Below are 22,875 nucleotides of genomic sequence, written 5' to 3'. Positions count from 1 at the left end.
AGATAAAATATAAATAATAAATTTAATTAACCGTTATCGCTTCGTTAAATCTAAAATCTATTCTATAAGTTTTGCTTGCCTGTCCTTGAACGGTTTTCAATATTCCCGCAAGTTCCACAAACTTTGAAGCTTTAACATATTTTTCTAAAATAATTTGAACAGGATAACCTCTTGGATAAAGTATTAAATCTTTTCCGAAAGCGTTTATCTCCGATATTATATTATATATGTCTTTATTATTTTTTTTCACTTCGTAAATAACGGAAGCCAAATATTGAGTATATTCGTTTTCAATTTTTGTATTTGTAGGATTTACGATTAAACCCGTAATATAAGGAACATCGTAATTATAAATAATATCGTTTTTTATAATATAGCCTTCGTCCGTAATTTCGTATATTCCCTTATCGGATTCTAATAAAAATAAAGTTTCTCTTTCTTTTAAGTTTATTATAAGCAAATCGGGATAAGACAATTTTATATTTTCAACTTCAAGCCTTATATTTTTTTCAATTTCTTTTTTTATTTCTTTTTTAGGAATATTAAAAAAACTTTTTTTATTATATTTTGAAAGTTCCGCTTCTTCAATTATATCTATCGGATTTAAAAAATTTAATCCTCTCAATTCGACTCTCAAAACTTTAGCCTTGCTTATCAATACAACGGAAATGCATATAATAATTAAACCAAAAAGAGAGATAAACATTTTTTTTAATATCTCTTTTTGTTTTTTAGACATTTTATTTTTTCTTAATTTTTTTCTGAGTTTACTTTCATTAAATTGATTTTGAAATTTATTTTTGAATTTGCTATTTTTCATTTTTATTTTTTATTATAATTTTTATTTAATTAATTTACTTTTAATTTAATTTATTAATTTATTTTACTTCGCAACCCGCTTCAAAATCTTTTTCCGCTTTCATAATCGACAAAGTCTCTCCATTGTCCGCAAGTAGAAGCATGCCATGAGACATTATTCCTCTAAATTTTTTAGGTTTCAAATTAGCCAAATAAAGAACGGTTTTTCCAACCATATCTTCCGCTTTATAATATTCGGCTATAGAAGAAACGACTACTCTTTGCTCGCCTTCTCCTATATCTACGACAAATTTAATAAGTTTATCGGCGTTTTCAACCTTTTCTGCAAAAAGTATTTTAGCGGTTAATAATTCCAACTTTTCAAATTCTTCTTTTTCTATATTCGGTTTATGTTTTTCGTCTTTTGGCGGATTTACTTCTTTTTTATTTTCTTTAGTTTTTATTCCTATTTCTTCTTCTATGTCGTATCTTTTAAATAAAGCCTCTCCTCTTTCTATTTTTATTCCAGCATTTAAAGAACCCCATTTTTTAGCGTCTTCCAAAGGCACATTGTCGCCAAGTCCCAATCTATTAAATACTTTTTTTGGAGTTTCCACAAAAAATATTTGCAAATAAGCCGTTATAATATAATAACTTTGAAAAGATATATACATTACATTTGCCAAATAATCTTTTTTAGTTTCGTCTTTTGCTAAATTCCATGGCGCGCTCTCTTCGACATATTTATTAGTCATTCTTATAACTTCCCAAATATAAGAAAGCGCTTCGTTAAATTTAAAATCGTCTAATGCGGATTCTACATTTGCATCCAAAGTCAAAACCGCTTTTTTTAATTCTCTCTCTCTCTCTCCGTAAACGCTTTCGACTTCTTCTGGCAAAATTCCGTTAAAATATTTTTCAAGCATTGTGGTTATTCTATGCCATAAATTTCCGTAATCGTTTGCCAAATCGCTATTTATTCTTTTTAAAAGCAATTCTTGAGAATAATATCCGTCTATTCCAAAAGTAATTTCGCGCATTAAAAAATATCTTAAAGAATCGACTCCGTATTTGTCAATCAAACTATTCGGCTCAACTACATTTCCTCTGCTTTTGCTCATTTTTTTCCCATCGTCAAATAATATCCAGCCATGTCCGAAAACTTTTTTTGGCAGAGGAATGTCGAGCATTTTTAGCATTATTGGCCAAATTATAGAATGAAATCTAACAATTTCTTTGCCGACAAAATGAACATCGCATGCCCAATATTTTTTAAATAAATCGTCTTCTTCTTCGGGATATCCTAAAGCGGTTATATAATTACTTAAAGCGTCTATCCAAACATAAATGCTATGCTCTTTATTTATTGGACATGGAATTCCCCATTTTAAGCCTTTACGCGTGACAGCCAAATCTTCCAAACCTGGCAAAAGAAAGTTATTAAGCATTTCGTTCATTCTCTCTTTTGGTCCTAAAAATTCGGGATGCTCTTTATAATAATCGATTAACCATTGTCCATAATCGGATAATTTTAAATAATAACATTCTTCTTCTTTATATTCTAATTCTTTTTCGCAATCGGGACAATAACATTTTCCATCTTCTTTTTTTATAACCTGACTATCGGTAAAAAACGCTTCATCGCTTACGCAATATAAACCTTTATACAATCCTTTATATATAAAATTTTTATCGTATAATTTTTGAAAAATTTTCTGCACTCTTCTTTCATGATAATCGTCTGTCGTTCTTATATAATGAGTATAATCAATATGAAGTCTCTTCCATAATTCTTTTGTCGCTTGAACTATATTATCGACATAAGCTTTAGGAGTAGTTTTTGCAGCTTCGGCTTTTCTTTCTATTTTTTCGCCATGTTCATCCGTTCCCGTCAAAAAATAAACATCGTATCCCGTTATTCTCTTATATCTTGCCATAGTGTCGGCGGCGATTGTGCAATAACAATGCCCTATATGCAAATAGTCCGAAGGATAATATATCGGCGTGGTAATATAAAATTTCTTGTCCGTCATCCGCTTTGCCTCCTAAACATTTATTTTATAATTATTATATCGAATTAATTATAATAAAATTCATAATTTTTGTAAAGATATTTTTAATTAACTATTCATTAACAATATACAAATATATTTATGGAAAATAGCGAAAATTAATTTGAAAAGCTTTTTATATTATTCGATAAATTTTCAAAATCATTATGTTAGATTTATTTTATAATGTTTAATATTATTTTTTACTTCTCAAATTGACTATAACAATCTCGGGATATGCAAATAATCTAAAAGGAAGTAAAACCGCTCCAACGCCCGAAGTTATATAAATTTTCATATTTTCGCTTTTCATATTTCCATATATTGTAGTTAAAGGATAATTTCTATTTTTATTTAATCTTTCAAATAAAGACATAGGAACAAAACTTATTTGAAGCCCATGCGTATGTCCCGCTACAAAAAAATCTATAAATTTATTATATCCTTCTTTTTGAGCGATTTTTAGCGGAAACATCGGCTCATGCGATAATAAAATATTAAAATCGTTTGTTTTAACATTTTTTATAGCCAAATCAAATTTTACTTCGTCCGTCAAAAAATCTCCAATTCCTCCTATTGAAATATATTCTTTATTTTCATTTGTTATAAATATTATATTATTATCAAGCATTTTAAAATTATTTGAATAAAAAGTATTTGAAATATCAATTTTGCTTTCATAATTATCATGATTTCCCATAACGGCATATTTTCCAAGCGGAGCGTTTAAATCTTTTATGCCTTCGTTAAGTTTGATAATATTTTTTTTATTATAATATCTAAACCATCTTGGAGCGCTGTAAATATAATCGCCTACAAAAAGTATAATATCGGGTTTATTAGTCATTATCATATAAGACATTTTTTTTATATGCGAAGTTGAAACATAAAGCCCAGAATGAATATCGGAAGCCAAAGCGACTTTTATATTGTCAAAACTTTTAGGCAAATCTTCAAATTCTAAATCAATATATCTAACTTTCAAATCTCTTGAAGTTTTAAACATATACAAAGCGAATAATAATATAATAATTAAAAAAATAATTATTTTAGTTTTTCCAAATTTATTTAATAATTTATTTAAAATATTCATTATCTATTCCGTTTTATCAAATTTTATAATATCCATATCTTTAAGAATTTCGTTTTTCATTAAATCAGAGTAAATAGATTTTTCAGAAAATATTAATAAGCTTTCATTATAAGGCGATTTATTTCCGCTTTTTAAATATATAAAATTAGAAATTGTTTTTGTATCGGCATATATATCAAAATTTTTATTTTTAAATTCGTGTATTCCAGAAATTGTAAAATAAGCCGTTTCAAGCCAACCTCTCGAACCTCGCGCCATTAAAGATACGGCATCTCCGCTTTTTAATTTCAAATAATTTGCTAAATCTTTTCCTACGATTATTTGATTTTTATTATTTTCGTAAATTTTTCCTTCGATTATAAAATTAGATATATCGCTTAAATCTTGTAAAGTATTATAAACTCTCGATTGAGCGCTTCCCGTTTTTGTTACAATTCCTACGGGAAAATTTATTATATTTTTAATTTCGCTTTTTTTATCTAAAAGTTGAATTTCGTTTATTATTTCGTCAATATTTTTTATTCCGCCTTCAAATAAAAAAGTATTTTCTGAAATATTTTTTTTAGAAATTTTTATTATATTAATTTTTTCTTTAGTTTTTATTTTTTGTTTAAAATCGGACATTGAATAAATTTTTAAATCTTCTCCAAAAATTTTTGTTATTATATCGTTATAAGATTCTTTAAATTTTGTATCTTTTATATAAATTTCGCTCGCTAAATTGTTTAAATTAACCAAATTATTAAGTTTATTTATATCAATCAAGGCAAAATTATAATCTAAATTTTTCGCTATATCTAAAATAATAAATTCTTCGGCGTTATAATATCCATCTTTTGTTATTAGTTTTAATATAATATTATCTCCAATATTAATATCTAAAGCTAAAGCCGTTTTTGAGTTTATTATTATAAAATTTTTGTCTTTTATTTTTTCTATCGTTTCGTTATTTATAATATTAAAAACTTCTTTATCGTTTTTTGGAATTATTCCGTTTATTATTATCTCTTCTTCGCCCAAATGAGATATTAAAGAAGCTTTATATTTTAATCTTGCCGTTATCGGTTTTTCTTTAAATATTTTTTTCAACGCTTCAATTTTTTCAGAACAATTTTCTATAAAATAAAGCGGCGGAGCTATATCTCTAACTAATATATAATTTGTATTCATAATAGTTATATAATTTTCTTTAGACGATAAATTTATATTCTCAAAAATTAATAATGCGATTATAGATATTATTAAAGCTATGACAAAATATATTGCATTTTTCATAAATAATTTTAATCCGATTTTTTATAAAATTATATTCTAATATAAATTTTTGTAAATAGAATAATATTAAAAAATATTTAATAATAAATTAAATTCTCAATATATTTTATACGATACTAATAATAAGATTAATTTTAAATTAAACTTTTTTATATTTAAATATTATAGTTTTTATGTTATAATTTCTAAAAACATTAATTTTTAGGTAGTTAAATGATTCAAGAAGAAGTTACAACAGCAGATAAAGAATGTATAGCCGTTAGATTGCTCGCCGAATATCCCGATACGGACAGTTATATTTATTTAATGTTTTTTATAGATAAAGATAGCTTAAAATTAATTGACAGCGAAATAATGGTTTCAAATAATTATGATTTCTTTATCTTATTAAACGAAGTTAAAGATTTATCCGAATTATACAGACATATAGAAGTCGCCATTGAAGCGAATAAAAATTTAATAATTCCTTGCGATAAATTAAAAGACGATATAAATAAAATATTAAGAGACAGAATAAACAGAGTCGGCATTGTTAATTATTTGTCTAAAAAAGACATAATTCCAATTATAGACTTGTTTGCCGATACTCTTAATTCATATATGGATTTTAATATCGGAATATACGATGTGGTTTATAAAGTTTATCCGTTAGAAACTTTCAAAACTTTTATAGAAAAAACTAAAGACGATATAGAAAATAAAAGAGTCGATTTTGATAAATATAATTTTTATTCAAATGCCGAATACGAAATAGCCGAAGAAGTTGAAGAATCGATTACCGATAAATATGAAATAATAAACGCTTCTTTAGTTGTTTCGCCCGTAAATGGAAAACCTATAAACGAAGTTAAATTAGGCGATAAAATTGTAGTTAGTATAAATTCAAATTTGTTTGAAGAGGATATGGTATATTTGGATTCTCATGGCAAAAAAGATGTTTATTCAAAATATTTAGTTCCAGGAGAAATTATTGAAAAATCGGTTACAGAAGAAAGCACAACGCTTACGATAAAATTATCCGAAAGATGCTGCGCTATAATCGAAGAGGTAGAGCCAATTAAATTAAGAATGTTTAATCCTGAAAAAGATACTTATGTCGCTCCTCCCGTTATTTCTATGAATGAGAGAATTAATTTAATAGCTAAATTTTTTGATAATATAAGCATTTTTAATTTAATAATGTTTGGATTAGGAATAACTTCCCTATTTATTTTAACATATATTCTTTATATAATGCTTACTACTTAAAAATCAAAATAATTAAAATAATTCTATAAATTATAAAAAAATATATAAAAACTAATTTGCTAATTTATAAAAATAATATAAAATACTTGATATAGTAATTTAATAAAAATTCAAAATAATGTATACTATGGCAATAGAAAGTAGGATTCGTTTCATAACGGCTCTTTTTTTATTTATGAAGAAAGTCAAAATTTCCGATTACTTTTTTCTTATCAAAAAATAACGAAGATTTTATTTATTTTTCACTTAATCGTATCAGAGTCAAATCTTTGCAAAAGTCTTACCAATAAATAAGCCGATACAAAAAGCAAAGGGCATAATATCCATTCTATAATATTTTTAGGAAAACCTGGAAAAACTTGAATAATAGAACCTAAAACGAATCCCGATATAATCAAATAAGAAGATTTAACATAATGCAACATCCAATATTCCAAAATTTTTGTAGTTAAAATTATTCCTAAAATCAAACCAAAACCTAAAGGAATTAAATAAGGAATATAAAGATTTTGAACTGAGTTTATTGTCTCTTGATAAATGCCAAGCAATAAAAACATATACGAAACGCTTATTCCTGGCAAAATTAAAGCTATAGCCGAAATAAAACCCGCTACTATAAGTATAAAATAAGTTAAACTTTTTCCTCTGTTATTATCCGAATAAAAAAAACCTTCGGGTATAATAGATATTAAATATACTATAGCCGCTCCTAATATTATATAAAATACGCTCATATAATTAAATTTATAAGATTTTGTTTTATTATAAACTGCATTAAAACCGCCCAAAGCCGCTCCCATAAAAAAGAAACATGATATTGTAAAAAATTTTTCTATTATTACCGATAAAGGTTTTGAAACTAAAATCATTCCAAGCAAAGCTCCTATTGAAAAAAGAATTACTATTAAAAAATTTGATTTATTTTTTATAAAATAATTTTCATTTTTTGAAAAACTTAAAATACCGCTTAAAGAGGCGATTAATTTATCGTATATTCCAAGTATCATTGCCATAGTTCCTCCGCTAAAACCAGGAACTAACATAGAAGCGCCTACTATAAAACCTTTTATAACATTCATTTAAATTAAATCCTCTAAATTTTGTTTTGATTTTTAATTTTGAATAATAGCATATATAAAATATTAAAGCAATTATTAAATATAGTTTAATTTTCCATAAGTTATTTTTTCATGCAATGCTATCGCTTCGGAGTCAGTCAAATGAGCGACATAATCTTTTACTAATTCTTCCTCGCTTTTGTATGGAATATTTGCTTTTTTAAATAATTTATCTTCTTCTATAATCTCTTTATGTTTTAATAAATATTCAAAAATCGTAGAAACTATTTTATAAACTCTTTCAGAATCTTCCAATATAATTTTGCTTTCGTAAACTTTCTTAAACATAAAAGCTCTTAAATCGTTTATAGCTTTTAAAACTTTTTCGTCAATATCAATTTCCATTTTTTCCATACTCGATTTTATAACGCCCATAACCATAGCGTCAACTCTATCGCCATAACTATGCCCTAAAATTTTGGTTATGCTTTTTGGAATATCTTCAAATTTTAAAAGTCCATATCTTATCGCATCGTCTACGTCATGATTTGAATACGCTATTGTGTCGGATATTCTAACCAACATTCCTTCGTTTGTCGCAGGTCCCAAAGAATCGGCGATTAATTTTCCGCTCTTGCCTTTAGTATGTTTTACTATTCCATCTCTAACTTCAAAAGTAAGATTGAGCCCTTTTCCTTTTTCTAAATGCTCGACTACTCTTAAAGAATGAGTAGAATGATGAAAACCTTTATAATATTTCGCTATCGCTTTTTCTCCCGCATGTCCAAAAGGCGAATGTCCTAAATCATGCCCAAGCGCTATTGCTTCGGTTAAATCTTCATTTAATCTTAAAGCTCTCGCTATGCTTCGCGCAATTTGCATAACCTCTAAAGTATGAGTAAGTCTTGTTCTAAAATCTCCAACCGAAAGCATTATAACTTGAGCTTTATCTTTTAATCTTCTAAAATATTCGCTGTGAATTATTCTGTCTCTGTCTTGCATATATAGAGTTCTTATATCGTCTTTTTCTCTTTTAAACTCCGCTCCTCTACTCTCCGCCGAAAAAGAAGCCGCGGGCGATAAAAAACTTTTTTCTCTATCTTCTATATCGAGTCTTATAGTTCTCAAAATTAAATCCTTATAATTTTAATCTATATTATTCTATAAATAAAATAATTTCAAGTTTTTATTTTTATAATTATTTAATAAGCCTCAATATGAATAGTAGCCTCTATAAACAATTTTTCTCTTATTTCATTTTCAAGCAAAGTCGCCATATTATGAGCTTCAAAAACTGTCATATCTTTTGGAAAGCGAATATGAAAAGTAATTTCCGTATGAGCGCCATAAATATGTATATGGAAATGATGCAAACTCTCCACATTTAAATTAAGTTCTTTCGCAATATTTTTTATTTTATTTATAATTTCTTCGGAAGGATATTCTCCAATTAAAGGTTTTATGCTTGATTTTATAACATCGAAAGCTGCTATAAATATAACGATTGAAACGATTATACTTAATATGCCGTCTAATTGCCAAAAATTTTTGCCGATTAAAATTCCTACTAAAATTATTATCGATGTAATGCTGTCGCTTCTATGATGCCAAGCGTCCGCATATAATGATTTTGCTCCCGATTTTCTATAAGCCCAAAAAGAATATTGAGCTAAAATTTCTTTTATAATAATCGACACTATCATTGCAATAATAGAAATTTTATTAAAAGTTGCCGTTTGTTTATTTAAAAGATTTTTTATAGCTTCGGCGAAAAAAGTATAACCTATAAAAATAAGCATAATTCCTACAATAAAACTCGTTATAAGTTCGATTCTTCCATGTCCAAAAGGATGTTCTTTGTCTGCGGGTTTTTTTGAAAATATTCCGCCGATTATGACTATTATACTGCTTATCGAATCGCTTAAAGAATGCCAAGCGTCCGCAATAATTGAAAGCGAACCCGAAAAAATTCCAGCTGCATATTTGAAAGCGAATAATAATATATTTACTATAACCGAAACTATTCCTTCAATTATCATATATTTTGATTTAATTTCGTTTTTATTCATTTTTTCTAACCTTCATTTTTAATTTAAATTTAACTTTTAATTAATTTATTTAAAAACTTTTATTTAAGAATATTATTTTATTTGCAAATGTCAATAAAATATATTTACAGTTTAGAGAATATTAACATTTAGAAAGAATTATAAATAATAAATGTTTTATAAAATTAATAAATAATTATAAATGCGGATTTTAAAAAATTTATTTTTACTTATGAATTTAAATTTGCATGCCTTTATAAAATCGGTTGAAAATTATAATATTACATATATACTCTATAAAATCAATATATGAAAGAAATAATAATACATTACAAAAAAATAAAAAATATATACATTAGAGTAAAACCCGATTTAAATATTCATGTAAACGCTCCTAAAAGAGTAACTAAAAAATATATAAAAGAGATTATAGAAAAACGGAAAGATTGGATTGAAGAGAGAATAGAAGCAATGCAAAAAAGAAATATAAGCGACTTTACACTTAAAGAACTTGAAGACGGAAACGAAATATTTTATCTCGGAAAAAGCTATATGCTTAAAGTTGTAAAAAGTAGAAGAGAAAATATTATAATTGCGGGAAGAATTATGTATATGTATGTAAATATTTCAAATAATCTAAATAACAAAAGAAAAAAACAATTAACGCTAGATATATGGTATAAGAAAGAAGCTATAAAACTTTTTGAAGAGTTAATTAAAAAATATTCTTCTTTAATGAATTTAAATACAAATATAACTTTCACGGTAAAAAAATTAAAATCAAAATGGGGTTCATGCGACATAGCAAAAAAACATATATTATTAAATTTGGAATTAATGAAATATCCTATTCATACGATAGAATATATAATTTTACATGAGCTAACTCATTTATTATATCCAAATCATAGCAAAGATTTTTATAATACAATTTCTTTATATATGCCCGAATGGAAAAAAGAAAAACTTATATTAGATAATTTTTTTAATATTTAATTTTGCATCAAAATATCTAAAAAATAATATTGACAATAAGATTATTTCATTTACTATATAATATATGAATTTTATAATAACTTAAAATTTAATAATTTAATTAGGACGCATAATGAATACAAATAAAAAAATAATGAAATCGGTTATAAATAAAACTCCGAATATAGAAAGGATATCTCAATTATTAATAGCCGTTATTTTATACGCTTTTACTTTAGTGTTGGTTTTTCCAAGCTATATGCAAAAAATAACGATTCCGCCAATCGGCGAAACGGTTGAAGAATCTCTTATATTAAAGCGAACTATAAAATATAAAAATAGAGAAGAAACCGACAAACTTATAAATTATTCCAAAGCAAATATAAGACCAATATTTGATATGCCAGCGGAAATAAAAGAAAATACTATATCTAAAATAGGCGAAGTATTTTCATTTATGAGAAATTCTTACGAAAATAGCCTTTCAAACGATATTTTAATTGACGATATTTATAATGAATTTTCAAGCAATTATAATTTGTCTATAAATAAATCCGTCTTTTCAAACGCTATAATTGGCGATATAGATTTAGAATACGAGAATAAAGTAAAAGATACTATAAGCGATTTTTTAGAAAGAGGAATAATATCGAGAAGAAATTTAAGTCCTGAAACGATAGGTTTAATACAAAATAATGGAATATTCGTTTATAAATTTCATAAATCTATAGTCGAAGAGAAAATAGTTCCAAAAAACAGAGTTCATTTTTTAGAAGATTTAAGAATGGAGTTAGGTTCTATAATCGGCGCAAAATATAGAGAACTTAATATATTTAATATGAATACTCTATCGTCTTTAATAAATGCATTTTTAGTAGACAATTTAATTTATAATTCCGACAAAACTCAAGCTGAAATAGATAAAGTTTCGGAAAATATAGAACCTGTTTATACTACAATAAAAGCGGGATATCCGATATTAGAAAAAGGCGAGAGAATTACCGAAGAGAAAGTAAATTTATTAAGATATATATTAAACGATAATAATTTTTCGAGTTTTAATTTTAGCGCTTTAATAGGACAAATGTTTTTTATTCTTTTATTATTTATTTCTTTAGGTTATATTATTTTTAGATTTAAAATTTCTTTCTATACAAATTTTAAAAATTATTTATTATTTTGTTTTGAATATATATTTATTATGACAACCGCTTATATATGTTCAAATTATATTTCAAATAAACTCATAGAAGAATATTTGCCGTTTTATATATATACTTTTATTCCTATGTTTGCAATTTTAAATTCTTTATTAGGAGCGAAAAGAGGAATATCTTCTATAGTAACTATATGTATAACGGTTTTAGCCGCGAATATGACGCAGGCTGGAATATTTGAAACTTTTTCTTTATTTATAGGTTCGATAGTAGTTTCTATAATATCTAAAAGAATAAACAATAGAAACGGAGTATTATTATTAGGTTTTTATTTTGGAGTATATTTAAGCGTAATCTCTCTTATAAATATGTTTTTAATAAACGATATACGATTTGATTATATGCTTTTTGTATTATCTTTTGCAAGCGGATTAATTCAGGCTATTTTGGTTATGATAATATTGCCCGTATGCGAATATTTGCTTGAAACGGCGAGCATTTTTAAATTGCAGGAACTTGCCGATTTGAATAATCCTTTATTAAGACAATTGCAAATGAACGCTCCAGGCACCTATCACCATTCTATAAATATGGCAAATTTGGTTGAAATTATAGCCGAAGAGATAGGAGAAGATGGAAGATTGGCTTGCGTATCCGCTTATTATCATGATATAGGAAAAACAGAAAATCCTTTATATTTTATTGAAAATACAAATAGAGAAGAGAATATACACTTAAAATTAAAACCTACTCTATCGGCGTCAATAGTTAAATCGCATGTCAGATTCGGAGTAGAGATAGCGAAAAAATATAAACTTCCAAAAGAAGTAATAGCCGCAATTAAAGAGCATCATGGAACAAGTTTAATAAAATATTTTTATGTCGAAGCTTATAAAGAAAATCCAAATGTAGATATTAGTTTATTTACTTATCCAGGACCGCGTCCTCAATCGAAAATTACGGCTATACTTATGATATTAGATTCTATAGAAGCGGCAAGCAGAACTATAGAAATTCCTACAAGAGAAAATTTAGAAAGACTTATAGAAAATATAGTAAACGATAAAATGGCTCAAGGCGAACTAAACGATAGCGGATTAACCTTAAAAGATATAGAGATAATTAAAAGAATTTCTTTCCAAAAAATAATAGTTTCATTGCATGAAAGAATTAAATATCCCGAGCTTCCTGAAGAAAACGAAAAAGATTCTAAAAATGCAAAACCAAATAACGAAAAAAATAATAATGGAAAAACCGATTCGGATAAAAAAGAAAAATATAAGGTTAATGATAAAAAAGATATAAAAAAATTGCCAATGAAATATAATAATGAAAAAAATTCTATAAAATATAAAGATAATTCAAAAAAAGAAAAAGAAATTAAAGAAGTTGTAAAAAAATAATTATGAAAGCAAATGTTTTTAATCAAACCGATTATGATATAGATTTAAAATATTATAAATATTTTTTATCAAACGCTTTAAAAGTTGCAGGCATTAATGGAGAGGTTAATCTGCTTTTTTCTAACGATAATTATATAAGAGAATTAAATAAAAAATTTAGAAATAAAGATAAGGCTACGGATGTTTTAACTTTTTCCGCGGGAGATAAATTCGATAGAGAAGAAGGCGGAGATATTATTATTTCTTACGAGTGGGTAAAAAATAGATACGAAGAGAAAAAAATAAAAAAAACTATTATTAAATTAATAATTCATTCTATTTTGCATTTGAGAGGAGTTCATCATAATTATAGCGAAAAATCTTTAAAAGAAAATTATAAGAAAATGAAAGAATTATATTTAAAAATTATTTTGCATATTAAAAATAAAAGAAATAAAAAAGAAAATATAAATATTTAGGAAATTTTATGCCTATAAAAAATTTATTAAAAAAAATAAAAAACGATAGCGAAGGCGAATCGGAGAATAGCGATTATATAAATTTAAGTTCATTAACCGAAGCCGAAAGAGAGATAATAACAAACACGATAGCATTGAGAACAAAAAATGTAAAAGAGATAATGGTTCCGAGAGTCGATGTTATAATGGTTGCAATCGATACTCCTTACGATAAGGTTATTAAAGCTTTCAATAAAGGAAATTCGAGAATTCCCGTTTATAAAGACGGAATAGACGATATAGTCGGCGTTTTGTATGTTAAAGATATGATAGAAACGGACGAGAAAACTTTTAATTTGAAAAAATTACTTCATAAACCTTTTTTTGTTCCTATATCAATATCTCTTATGGAGCTTTTAAGAAATTTCAGAGAAAGGCAAGTTCATATAGCGATGGTTGTGGACGAATACGGCGGATTTTCAGGCATTGTTTCAATGGAAGATGTATTGGAGCAAATAGTCGGAGATATAATAGACGAATATGACGATGAAGACGAAGAAGTAAAAACAAACGAAGATGGAAGTTATTTGGTTGATGCGAGAGTGAGAATTGAAGATTTTAATAAACTTGGAATATTGCCTGTTATACCAGACGATGATGCCGACACTATAGGCGGATTTCTATTTTCTTATATTGGAAGATTGCCAAAACGAAACGAAGCTATATATTATAATAATTATTCTTTCACCGTAGTCGGAAAGAGCGGAAATATTGTAACGAAAATAAAAATTGAAAAATTAAGCGAAGATAATCAGAATTATAAAAAAGTTGAAGAATCTAAAGAATAAATAATTTTTTAAAATAAACTTGACAAAAATTATAAATATATTATAATTCAGTTATAATGATATTAAAATTCTTATTTAATACTTTGGTGACTGTCAACCGTCAACCGTCAACCGTCAACCGTCAACCGTCAACCGTCAACCGTCAACCGTCAACCGTCAACCGTCAACCGTCAACATATTATTATGACTTAAAAATATTTTTTTGCATTGCAAGATTTTTTGATTTTGCATTTATAGCAATATTTATAAATCTAAATTATCGCAATATATCCGCCGTTTTTGGAGGCTCAAATGGGCTTCGGTAATAAATTATTAAACGGCAAAATAAGACATAAAATTGGATTAAAAATTATAGATAAATTAAAAATTAATTCCGTTTCAATAAAAGATATAGATAAAGAATTATATATTCCCGTAAAATACGATAATTCAGATTTAGAAATGTTTTTATGCAAAATAAATAATGCAAAAGTTTATTCAAGTTGGGGATTTTATTTTACAAGCGACAACAAAATAATAAAAGAAGTTTTACCTTACGATAGAATATTGCGATTATCCGAAGAACTTGGAGGAAGATTTGCATTTTATAATTTTAGATTTAAAAAGAAAACCGATTTAAATGTTTTTAGTTTGCAATCAATATGGAATGTTTGTTTTGGACATTGGATACATGAAACTTTGCCTAAATTATTTATTTTAAAAGACGCTGGATTTTTGGATAAAATAGACGCCTTTATATTGGGAGACGGATGCAAAACTAAATTCCATAAAGACAGTTTAAAATATTCAATTTAGAAAATAAAAAGATAATATATATTTCAGACCAAACGGAGATTATATGCAAGAATTTATATTTATCTTCATTCCCAAGCGAAACGACTCATTATCCTTCAAAATGGATTTGCGATAAATACCGAGAATTAACAAAAGAATTAATGAAGAAATACGAAAAAAATAAATTCCCTAAAAAAAATATATTTAAGCAGAAAAAATGTAAAAACGAGAAGAATATTAAACGAAGATAAATTAATAAAAATGATAAAACCTTTTGAATACGAAATTATATATCCTGAAGATTATTCTTTAGAAGAACAATTTTGTCTTTTTTACAATGCCGATAAAATAATATCCGTTTTAGGAAGCGGACTTACTAATTTAGTATGTTCAAAAGAAACCATAGCCGTTCTTGGCATAGTTCCTAATAATAGATTGGAAGATACTTATAAAGCCATATTAGAAAAATTAGGCGGAAAATATTACGAATATATAGAATGCGATGAAACAAATTTTAAATATCATAATAACCGTAATAAAAATAACGATTTCGATTTTTATTTGAATATAGATAAATTTAAAATTATTTTTAACGAATTTGAAAATATATAAAAAATTATTAATTAAGATTAAAATAATTTACAATATTACAAAAATTATAATCTATTTAAATAATTGAGCTATATCGTTTATCGTTATAAATATTGCAAGAGTTATTAAAAACGCCGCGCCAATCGCCTGTATTTTAGTCAATACTTTTCTATCGAGAGGCTTTCTTAAAATAAGCTCTATAAAAGAGAAAACTATCATTCCTCCATCGACAACTGGAAGAGGAAGAAGATTCATTAAAAATAATATAAGGCTTATTGTAGCAGTAAAAGAAAGTATAGTTTTTAATCTGTATTCCGCGCTAACCGATAAAACCTGCGAAGAAATTTGAACTATTCTAACGGGACCGCCCAAATTTTCTCTTAAAGATAATTTTCCCGTAAATAGTAATTTTAATCCGTTTATATAAGACGAAATATAATTTCCGCTTTCTTTAAATGCTTCGGGAATCGATTTTGGAAAAGAAATTCCTTCAACTTTTTCAATTTTTACGGGCGAGCTTTCAAATTCTATTCCTAAACTTCCATAAGTTCCAATAGTTTTTGAATTAACGGGTTTTGGTATCGCCTCTCTTATTATCTCCTCTCCGTTTCTCATTATCGTAATATTTATTTTTTGCGAAGGATTATCCATAACTATAGGACGGAAATCCGCTATATTATTTGCCGAAATTCCGTTTATAGCGATAATTTTATCTCCAATTTTTAGCTCCGCCTCCGCAGCAGCCGAACCCGAAATTATATTTTTTATAATAAGGTCCTCTCCGAAATATAAACCTAAAGCTCTCTCTCCGCTTAAAGCTTTTAACATTTCAACTAAAGGAATGCTTATATTTATAGTTTCGCCTTTTCTGTTTAAAGTAAATATTATTTCGTTTGAGCCTTTTTGAATCGCCTCTTCGTTTATAGCTTTTAAGACATCGTTATCCGATTCTGTTTTATTTCCGTTTATTGCAGTAATAATATCTCCGCTTTCTATTCCGTATTCGTAAGCTAAAGTCATTCCAGATTTTGTATGCATATATTTTCCATCTCTAAAAACCGAAACTTTTGGCGAATATAATTCTATAGTCGAAGGAATAGAAACCAATACGATTAATAATATAACCGCAAAAATATAATTAAAAAAAGGTCCTGCAAAATAAACTATTATTCGTTTTAAAGGCGACATATTCAAAAAATCGTCTTCTTCCACTTTTCCGTCTTCTGAAATTTCGCCTTTAAATTTGCAATATCCTCCGAAAGGAATTATTGACAATCTAAAATCTATTCCCTTTATATCTTTTCTAAATATTATCGGACCGAAACCTATTGAAAAAGCTTCGGCTTTAATTCCAACGGCAAGTCCCGCAAGCAAATGCCCCATTTCATGAACAAATACCAATATTCCAAGAAGTATAATTCCTACAATCCAACTCAATTTTAATCTCCTTAAATTTAAAATATATTTAAATAAATTATTATCAATAATTATTATTAATAAAGATATATTTAAAATAAATTTATTTCAATAGTTGACTTATTATACAGCATATATTAAACTTTCATTATAAAAAATTATAAATTGTGGGAACTTTTTTAAGGTTAATTCGTCTAAATAATTATAAATAAATAAATAATTTTAAGGTAATTGAATAGGTTATAATTATGAAAAAGATATTTTATATTTTAGCAATATTTACAATGTTATTTTTATCGGTTTATGGGCAGCCTCCGCCTCCTCCGCATCAACATGGAAAGAAACCTCATAAGGATAAATTAGGACCAGACCCGATGCATTTTTTTAGAAAAGCGGGAATAACTCTAACATCCGCTCAAACAAATAGAATATACGATATAGCCATCAAATTTGTAAACGATGAGAAATCGATTAGAATAAAAATAGAAGAGATTGATTATAATATAAAAAACGAGCTTATTAAAGATAATCCCGATAGAAATATATTAAGAGATTTAATAAAAAGAAAGAAAGAAATAGAAGCGGAAAGAGATTGTTTGATTATATTTAGAGATTTGGATATAATAGGAATTTTGACTCCCGAACAGAGAGTTCAATTAAATAAATATAAAAAATAAGGCATATATCTTTTTATTTTAAGGATATAATTATGAACGGTGTTGAAATGACTTATGAAGACAATATAGAAGCTTTTAAATCCTCTAACGAAGAAGCTTATAAAGAACTTATGGAAAACTATAAAAAGCCTTTGGTTAATTTGGTTTATTCTATTATTTCAGATTATGAAGAAGCAGAAGAGATAGTGCAAGATACTTTTGTGAGTTTTTATATAAAGAGAGAGAGTTTTGAAGGCAGGTCGAAAATCTATACTTGGCTTTATAGAGTTTCTTTTAATAGAGCTATTGATTATATAAGAAAAAAAGAGAGAGAAAAAAAATATAGGCTTAAAGAATATAGAAATTTTGAAATGCAAGAATCGGGAAACGATAATAGCATAAATAAAATTATATTAGCGGACGCTTTATCGAAATTAAACGAGACTTTTAGAATTCCTTTTCTTATGTCGGAATATGAAAATTATTCTTATGAAGAAATTTCTAAAAAACTTGATTTGCCCGTTAATACGATTAGAACGAGAATTTTTAGAGCGAGAAAAAAACTTTTATCTATAATTAAAAAAATGGGAGTAAGTTTATGAGACAACATGAATATTATGAAATGCTTATAAGCAGACACAAAGATAAAGATTTAAACGCCGAAGAAATACTTGAAATGGAAAAACATTTATTAAATTGTCCGTCATGCAGAAAATTTAAATCCGATATCGATTCTATATCTTCAATATTATCTGGAAATAAATCGATAACGATTAATAAAGTTAAAAATAATTTTTATCCTTATATTATTTCAATAGCGGCTATACTTTTAATATTTGTAGCGTCTATTATTATATTAAATAAAAATTTTAATAATAATGTAAGAGAGGAAATTATAGCTTCAAACGAACCTATAGTTCAAGATATTGACGGAGACGGATATGGCGATTATGTTCCTTTGTCCGCATACTTTAACGATTATAGCGAAGAAGAAAATACAGATAACGATGAGATAACAATATTATCGTCTTATATGTATTATGTAGGAAGAGATTAAAAATATTAAAATATTAAATTTTACTTTTACTTGGAATTCCGAAAGGTATTCTTAATTTTACTATAGTTCCCGCTCCTTCAGAACTGTCAATATATATAGAGCCTTGCATCGTATCAAGCAAATCTTTAACTACCGAAAGCCCGATTCCTATTCCGCCGTATTCTCTTTCAAATCTCGAATCGCCTTGATAAAAAGGAATAAATATTTTTTTAAGTTGTCTTTGTTTAATTCCTTTTCCCGTATCTTTAACGATTATTTCTATTTCGTTTGGCATAATATTTTTCATAGAATGATAATTAAATAAATCGGGCGAAAAATCTAAATTCTTTTTTTCTATAATATCGGGGATTCTAACATTTATATTAATGCTTCCCGATTTTGTAAATTTGAACGCGTTTGATATTATTCCTTCCATTATGAGTTTAAATCTTTCTTTATAGCCTATTAAAATATTGCAATTTTTTTCAACTTCGATTTTTGTCTCGATATCTTTAGGATAAACGGATTTATATCCTTCAATCATAATATTTAATTCTTCTTCAATATTAAATTCCGACAAATATTTAGAATCTTCATCGTCTTTAATCGTAATTTGTATTAAATTATTATTTGTTTCATAAAGTTTTTTTAAGCTTCTTGAAATTACATTAATAGCTTCTTCTTTTTTATCTTCGTTTAAATTTTTCTTTTTAAGCAAATTAATAAATCCCATTATCTCGGTAAAAGGATGACGAAGTTCATGCGTAACCGTAGCCTTAAACTCTCTTATAAGTTTATTATAATAATCGGCGTTTTTCTTTAACGAATTAATTTCATGCAAAAGAGATTTTAATCTTCTTTGCAAAATTAAATTATGCTTTCTTTGATGTTCGTATTGAATAGAAAAATATAATCTATTAAGTCCAATCTCTGTTCCCGCATTTTTTATTATTCCTTCTTTGCACCATTTCATAGCCTCGTTAAACTGCACAAAAAAATGTTCTATATTCTCTTCCATAACCGAACCGTCAGTTTTTGGCTTTTTTTTAGGCTCTATTCCCGTTATATCGCAAGTGGCAATATTTATTCTTTCCGTTATTATTCCCGAAGAACTATAATAATTATGTCCAAGCACATTAATATTTTTTAAAGGAACGCTATAACCCGTTTCTTCTTCCAATTCTCTTTGAGCGCATTTTTTTATTCCCAACTGTTCGTCTTTAGCGTTCATTTCGTCTTCTTCAAGCATTCCCGCGGGAAATTCTAAAAAGTTAATTATATTTTCGTCTATATCTTCGGGCTTCTTATTCGTCATTACTTTTTCTCTATAATAAACTACGGGACGAAAGTTAGTTATCATTAAAACATTTAATTGATTTTCTATATAAGAATAAGGAACTATTATAACCGCGTCTCTGCCTTTTCTGTTTATAATATCGCAATTATATTCTTTTGAAAAAGTTTCATCATCGTATTCGTTTATGGCGATAAATCTCTCTAAACTTACAAATCCCGTGTTTAATTCTATAGGCGGAGATTTATGGAAAAATTTTGTATCTTTTACTTTCTTTATATTTTTTCTGCTCATTAATCTATTTTATGTTTTTTATTAAAGTTATAGCGTTTCCCGTTTTATTATATTTTATCTCGTCAAAATAGCTTTTCATCATCATCATACCTCTTCCGCTATTTCTTATACAACTTTCTTTTTTTATTTTTTCCATTTCCATATTGGGTTTAAAACCTTGTCCTTTATCTTCAACGATTAAAGTTATACAATCGTTTTCAATATTTAATTTTATTTCCACAAAAGTATTTTTTGCCTTTTCGGTTTTTAAAAGTTCGGATAGTTTTTCATGATATATATTTTTTTCAATCCATTCTTTTTTTGCTTCGTAAGATATTCCTAAATTTCCATGTTCAATAGCGTTTATTGCCACTTCGTATAAAGCCGCTGCGAATAAGTTTAAATTTGCTTCGTCTAAATAATCCGATATTTCAGAAGATATATCTTTTACTAAACCAGCTACATCGCTTATGCTATTTTTTAAAATATATTCTTTCATTTTCATTAACTCTTAAATCATAATTTTTATTGTATTATATCGCTATTAGGAAATAATATCAAATTTATAATAATTATTTAACTATAAAATTAAGATAAAATTTATACTAAAAATATCAAAAATTGAAACTATAATATAAATTTTAAAATCAAATTCTATTTTAATTGTAATAATTAGGATTTTTCAAATTTTGTAATGACTTTTAAAAATTAAAATCTTGTAAAAGCTGTATTTTCTATAGAACCTTCCGCTCCGATTGTCTCGTTTAAATTGCCGTCTATTAAAAATATAACTTTGTCTATTCCTTCAAATTGAGTCGCCGTATAAACTAATTGATATATTTGAATCATAGTTCCTTCGTTTCCTAAAGGATTAAATTCAAAATCTTCGTTAAAGTTCAAATAAACCGTGTCGTCTTCAACAAATATGTCGAGTAATTGAGTATTTTTCGGAATGCAGCTTATTATATTTTTATTATTTTCATCGTCAGTCGCTCCGTTAAGAAGAGTTTTTATCGCATTTTCAATAGACGCTTCATTTTTAAAATTTCTATTTCTAAATATTAAAGTTATAGCTCCCGAGTTTTCGTTATATTCTACTAAATAAATTCCTTCGTCTTTCGATTTCGTTTTTATATTATTAAAATCTCTGTTTATTTTATTATTCGCTTTTTGTCTTTTATATTTTGCCACATCGTTATTAGCTTTTTTCATTATCTCTTTTTTATCTATTTTATCATTTCTTTTTACAGGCTCTTCTCTATTTATATTATTTATATTATTTTTCGTATCGTTTAAATTATTATTATTTTTATTATTATCTCTAACAATATTATTATTTAAATTTGGATTAACCATATCGTTAATTACTCTGTCATAATCCGAAGTTTTTTGAAAATTTTGATTATTAAAAATTGTCTCTTCTATTATATTTTTTCTGCTTACTGATTTAACGGCATTATTATCTTTTTTATCTTTTATATCGTTTCTATTTGTCGCAGCGTTAATTATTCTTTCTCTATCGTTATTATTTTTTTTAGTCTCACTTTTATATTCAATATCTTTAAAATAATTATTATAATTATTGCTTGCCTTATTATATAAATTATTATTTGCATTTTCCCTTTTATTATTTTGCATATAATTTGGAATTTGCGAACTAAAACTTGTCGATGCGGGCTTCATAGTTTTTACGACTTTTTCAGAATTTTCTTTTGGTTTTAATATTTCTTCAAAAATACTTGAATTTGGAGAAGTTGAAGAATTATAAAAAATATTATTAGAATTATTTTTTGTTGAATTATTATTTGCAGATTTATTATTTATTTCGCTAATAGAATTATCGTTTTTTCTGCTATCTATTATCATCTGCTCAATATAATTATAAGGTTTATTTTCTTTGGCATTATTAATATTATTATTTTGATTTTCTCTATATATGCTCGAATTATAATTTGTATTAAAATTTTCATTAAAAAAAGGAAGCAAAGATTCTCTACTTATTAAATTAGAATTAGTAAAATTATTATCGCTTTCATTTTCGCTTAAAGTAGTTTCCAATTTTGAATTTGTTTCATAAGCCATAACGGATAAAGTTTGATTTGTATCGGATTTAATAAAAAAACTAAATAAAGGAATATTGCTTAAAAAACTCAATTTATCGGAATCTTCTTCAATTCCATCGCTTTCCAAAGCCAAAGCTTCTCTATGATTAATGCTAAAAAAATCTTTTATTGCAATATCTACTACGGGAGAATAATTTTTTATAATAGAAAATATAACCGATGCAAATATTATAAAAGCTACCGATATTATTAAAGGTTTTTTTAAATTTATTTCCTTGCTTTCGTTTTTTATTTGTCTTGTATAATTGCCTTTATATCTAGATTTATAAGGTTCGTATCTTGGCACTTTTTGAACTCCGATTAATTAGATACCTTTTATAT

The 22,875-nt window shown here is 26.2% G+C and carries 22 protein-coding genes; 11 read left to right on the top strand and 11 right to left on the bottom strand.

Annotation, left to right across the window (positions count from 1 at the left end):
• Positions 1-22: 22 nt before the first annotated feature.
• From EPJ79_RS00355 to EPJ79_RS00340, 4 genes are all read right to left on the bottom strand, one after another.
• Complete coding sequence (locus EPJ79_RS00355) at positions 23-820, bottom strand: cell division protein FtsQ/DivIB (RefSeq protein WP_147738013.1); 798 nt, start codon at positions 818-820, stop codon at positions 23-25.
• A 58-nt stretch (positions 821-878) separates the two neighbouring features.
• The gene (gene metG, locus EPJ79_RS00350) at positions 879-2,831 is read right to left on the bottom strand and encodes a methionine--tRNA ligase (protein WP_147738012.1); all 1,953 of its coding nucleotides are present in this window, start codon (positions 2,829-2,831) and stop codon (positions 879-881) included.
• 214 nt (positions 2,832-3,045) lie between these two features.
• Positions 3,046-3,942, bottom strand: coding sequence for a metallophosphoesterase (locus EPJ79_RS00345; RefSeq protein ID WP_147738011.1), 897 nt, complete (start codon positions 3,940-3,942; stop codon positions 3,046-3,048).
• Between the two features lie 3 nt (positions 3,943-3,945).
• On the bottom strand, positions 3,946-5,217 hold the full coding sequence (locus EPJ79_RS00340; protein WP_147738010.1) for an ABC transporter permease family protein: 1,272 nt from the start codon (positions 5,215-5,217) through the stop codon (positions 3,946-3,948).
• A gap of 213 nt (positions 5,218-5,430) precedes the next feature.
• Here EPJ79_RS00340 and EPJ79_RS00335 point away from each other — a divergent pair, with 213 nt between their 5' ends.
• Complete coding sequence (locus tag EPJ79_RS00335; protein ID WP_147738009.1) at positions 5,431-6,465, top strand: hypothetical protein; 1,035 nt, start codon at positions 5,431-5,433, stop codon at positions 6,463-6,465.
• 242 nt (positions 6,466-6,707) lie between these two features.
• Here the strand turns inward: EPJ79_RS00335 and EPJ79_RS00330 are convergent, their stop codons facing one another.
• The 3 genes from EPJ79_RS00330 to EPJ79_RS00320 form a co-directional block, all read right to left on the bottom strand.
• Positions 6,708-7,544 (bottom strand): DUF368 domain-containing protein, encoded by an 837-nt coding sequence (locus tag EPJ79_RS00330; protein ID WP_147738008.1) that lies wholly within the window; start codon positions 7,542-7,544, stop codon positions 6,708-6,710.
• Positions 7,545-7,619: 75 nt separating this feature from the next.
• Positions 7,620-8,651: a deoxyguanosinetriphosphate triphosphohydrolase gene (locus EPJ79_RS00325; RefSeq protein ID WP_147738007.1), complete on the bottom strand. Its 1,032-nt coding sequence runs from the start codon at positions 8,649-8,651 to the stop codon at positions 7,620-7,622.
• A 74-nt stretch (positions 8,652-8,725) separates the two neighbouring features.
• Positions 8,726-9,592, bottom strand: a complete 867-nt coding sequence (locus tag EPJ79_RS00320) for a cation diffusion facilitator family transporter (protein ID WP_147738006.1) — start codon at positions 9,590-9,592, stop codon at positions 8,726-8,728.
• Positions 9,593-9,880: 288 nt separating this feature from the next.
• Between EPJ79_RS00320 and EPJ79_RS00315 the strand changes: the two genes are divergently transcribed.
• From EPJ79_RS00315 to EPJ79_RS00285, 7 genes are all read left to right on the top strand, one after another.
• Positions 9,881-10,567 (top strand): M48 family metallopeptidase, encoded by a 687-nt coding sequence (locus tag EPJ79_RS00315; protein WP_147738005.1) that lies wholly within the window; start codon positions 9,881-9,883, stop codon positions 10,565-10,567.
• Positions 10,568-10,679: 112 nt separating this feature from the next.
• Positions 10,680-13,106, top strand: coding sequence for an HD family phosphohydrolase (locus EPJ79_RS00310; protein ID WP_147738004.1), 2,427 nt, complete (start codon positions 10,680-10,682; stop codon positions 13,104-13,106).
• Positions 13,107-13,108: 2 nt separating this feature from the next.
• Positions 13,109-13,564 carry an rRNA maturation RNase YbeY gene (gene ybeY / locus EPJ79_RS00305; RefSeq protein ID WP_147738003.1) on the top strand — a complete coding sequence of 152 codons (456 nt, stop codon included), beginning with the start codon at positions 13,109-13,111 and terminating at the stop codon, positions 13,562-13,564.
• Between the two features lie 8 nt (positions 13,565-13,572).
• Positions 13,573-14,391, top strand: a complete 819-nt coding sequence (gene tlyC / locus EPJ79_RS00300; protein WP_147738002.1) for a hemolysin C — start codon at positions 13,573-13,575, stop codon at positions 14,389-14,391.
• 56 nt (positions 14,392-14,447) lie between these two features.
• Positions 14,448-14,696, top strand: coding sequence for a hypothetical protein (locus EPJ79_RS00295; protein ID WP_147738001.1), 249 nt, complete (start codon positions 14,448-14,450; stop codon positions 14,694-14,696).
• Complete coding sequence (locus tag EPJ79_RS00290) at positions 14,683-15,186, top strand: glycosyltransferase family 61 protein (RefSeq protein ID WP_147738000.1); 504 nt, start codon at positions 14,683-14,685, stop codon at positions 15,184-15,186. Before EPJ79_RS00295 ends, EPJ79_RS00290 begins: the two co-directional genes overlap by 14 nt.
• Positions 15,187-15,345: 159 nt before the next feature.
• Entirely contained in the window at positions 15,346-15,777 is a 432-nt protein-coding gene (locus tag EPJ79_RS00285) for a glycosyltransferase family 61 protein (RefSeq protein ID WP_147737999.1), read from the top strand.
• A gap of 51 nt (positions 15,778-15,828) precedes the next feature.
• Here the strand turns inward: EPJ79_RS00285 and rseP are convergent, their stop codons facing one another.
• The gene (rseP, locus tag EPJ79_RS00280; RefSeq protein ID WP_147560309.1) at positions 15,829-17,193 is read right to left on the bottom strand and encodes an RIP metalloprotease RseP; all 1,365 of its coding nucleotides are present in this window, start codon (positions 17,191-17,193) and stop codon (positions 15,829-15,831) included.
• Positions 17,194-17,420: 227 nt separating this feature from the next.
• Between rseP and EPJ79_RS00275 the strand changes: the two genes are divergently transcribed.
• The 3 genes from EPJ79_RS00275 to EPJ79_RS00265 are packed head-to-tail and all read left to right on the top strand — an operon-like array spanning position 17,421 to position 18,885.
• Positions 17,421-17,849, top strand: coding sequence for a Spy/CpxP family protein refolding chaperone (locus tag EPJ79_RS00275; RefSeq protein WP_147737998.1), 429 nt, complete (start codon positions 17,421-17,423; stop codon positions 17,847-17,849).
• Positions 17,850-17,881: 32 nt separating this feature from the next.
• Positions 17,882-18,430 carry an RNA polymerase sigma factor gene (locus tag EPJ79_RS00270; protein WP_147737997.1) on the top strand — a complete coding sequence of 183 codons (549 nt, stop codon included), beginning with the start codon at positions 17,882-17,884 and terminating at the stop codon, positions 18,428-18,430.
• A complete protein-coding gene (locus EPJ79_RS00265) occupies positions 18,427-18,885 on the top strand; it encodes a zf-HC2 domain-containing protein (RefSeq protein WP_147737996.1) in 459 nt (152 codons plus the stop codon). The genes EPJ79_RS00270 and EPJ79_RS00265 overlap by 4 nt, the downstream gene beginning before the upstream one ends.
• 13 nt (positions 18,886-18,898) lie before the next feature.
• Here the strand turns inward: EPJ79_RS00265 and EPJ79_RS00260 are convergent, their stop codons facing one another.
• From EPJ79_RS00260 to EPJ79_RS00250, 3 genes are all read right to left on the bottom strand, one after another.
• Positions 18,899-20,452 (bottom strand): ATP-binding protein, encoded by a 1,554-nt coding sequence (locus EPJ79_RS00260; protein ID WP_147737995.1) that lies wholly within the window; start codon positions 20,450-20,452, stop codon positions 18,899-18,901.
• 4 nt (positions 20,453-20,456) lie between these two features.
• Positions 20,457-20,930: an ATP-binding protein gene (locus EPJ79_RS00255; RefSeq protein WP_147737994.1), complete on the bottom strand. Its 474-nt coding sequence runs from the start codon at positions 20,928-20,930 to the stop codon at positions 20,457-20,459.
• Between the two features lie 209 nt (positions 20,931-21,139).
• On the bottom strand, positions 21,140-22,840 hold the full coding sequence (locus EPJ79_RS00250) for a GerMN domain-containing protein (protein WP_147737993.1): 1,701 nt from the start codon (positions 22,838-22,840) through the stop codon (positions 21,140-21,142).
• Between the last annotated feature and the right edge of the window lie 35 nt (positions 22,841-22,875).

The organism is Brachyspira aalborgi (genome assembly GCF_008016455.1).
GTDB lineage: Bacteria > Spirochaetota > Brachyspiria > Brachyspirales > Brachyspiraceae > Brachyspira > Brachyspira aalborgi.
Note: the sequence above shows the minus strand (reverse complement) of the source record. Positions and strands in the feature narration are given on the sequence as shown.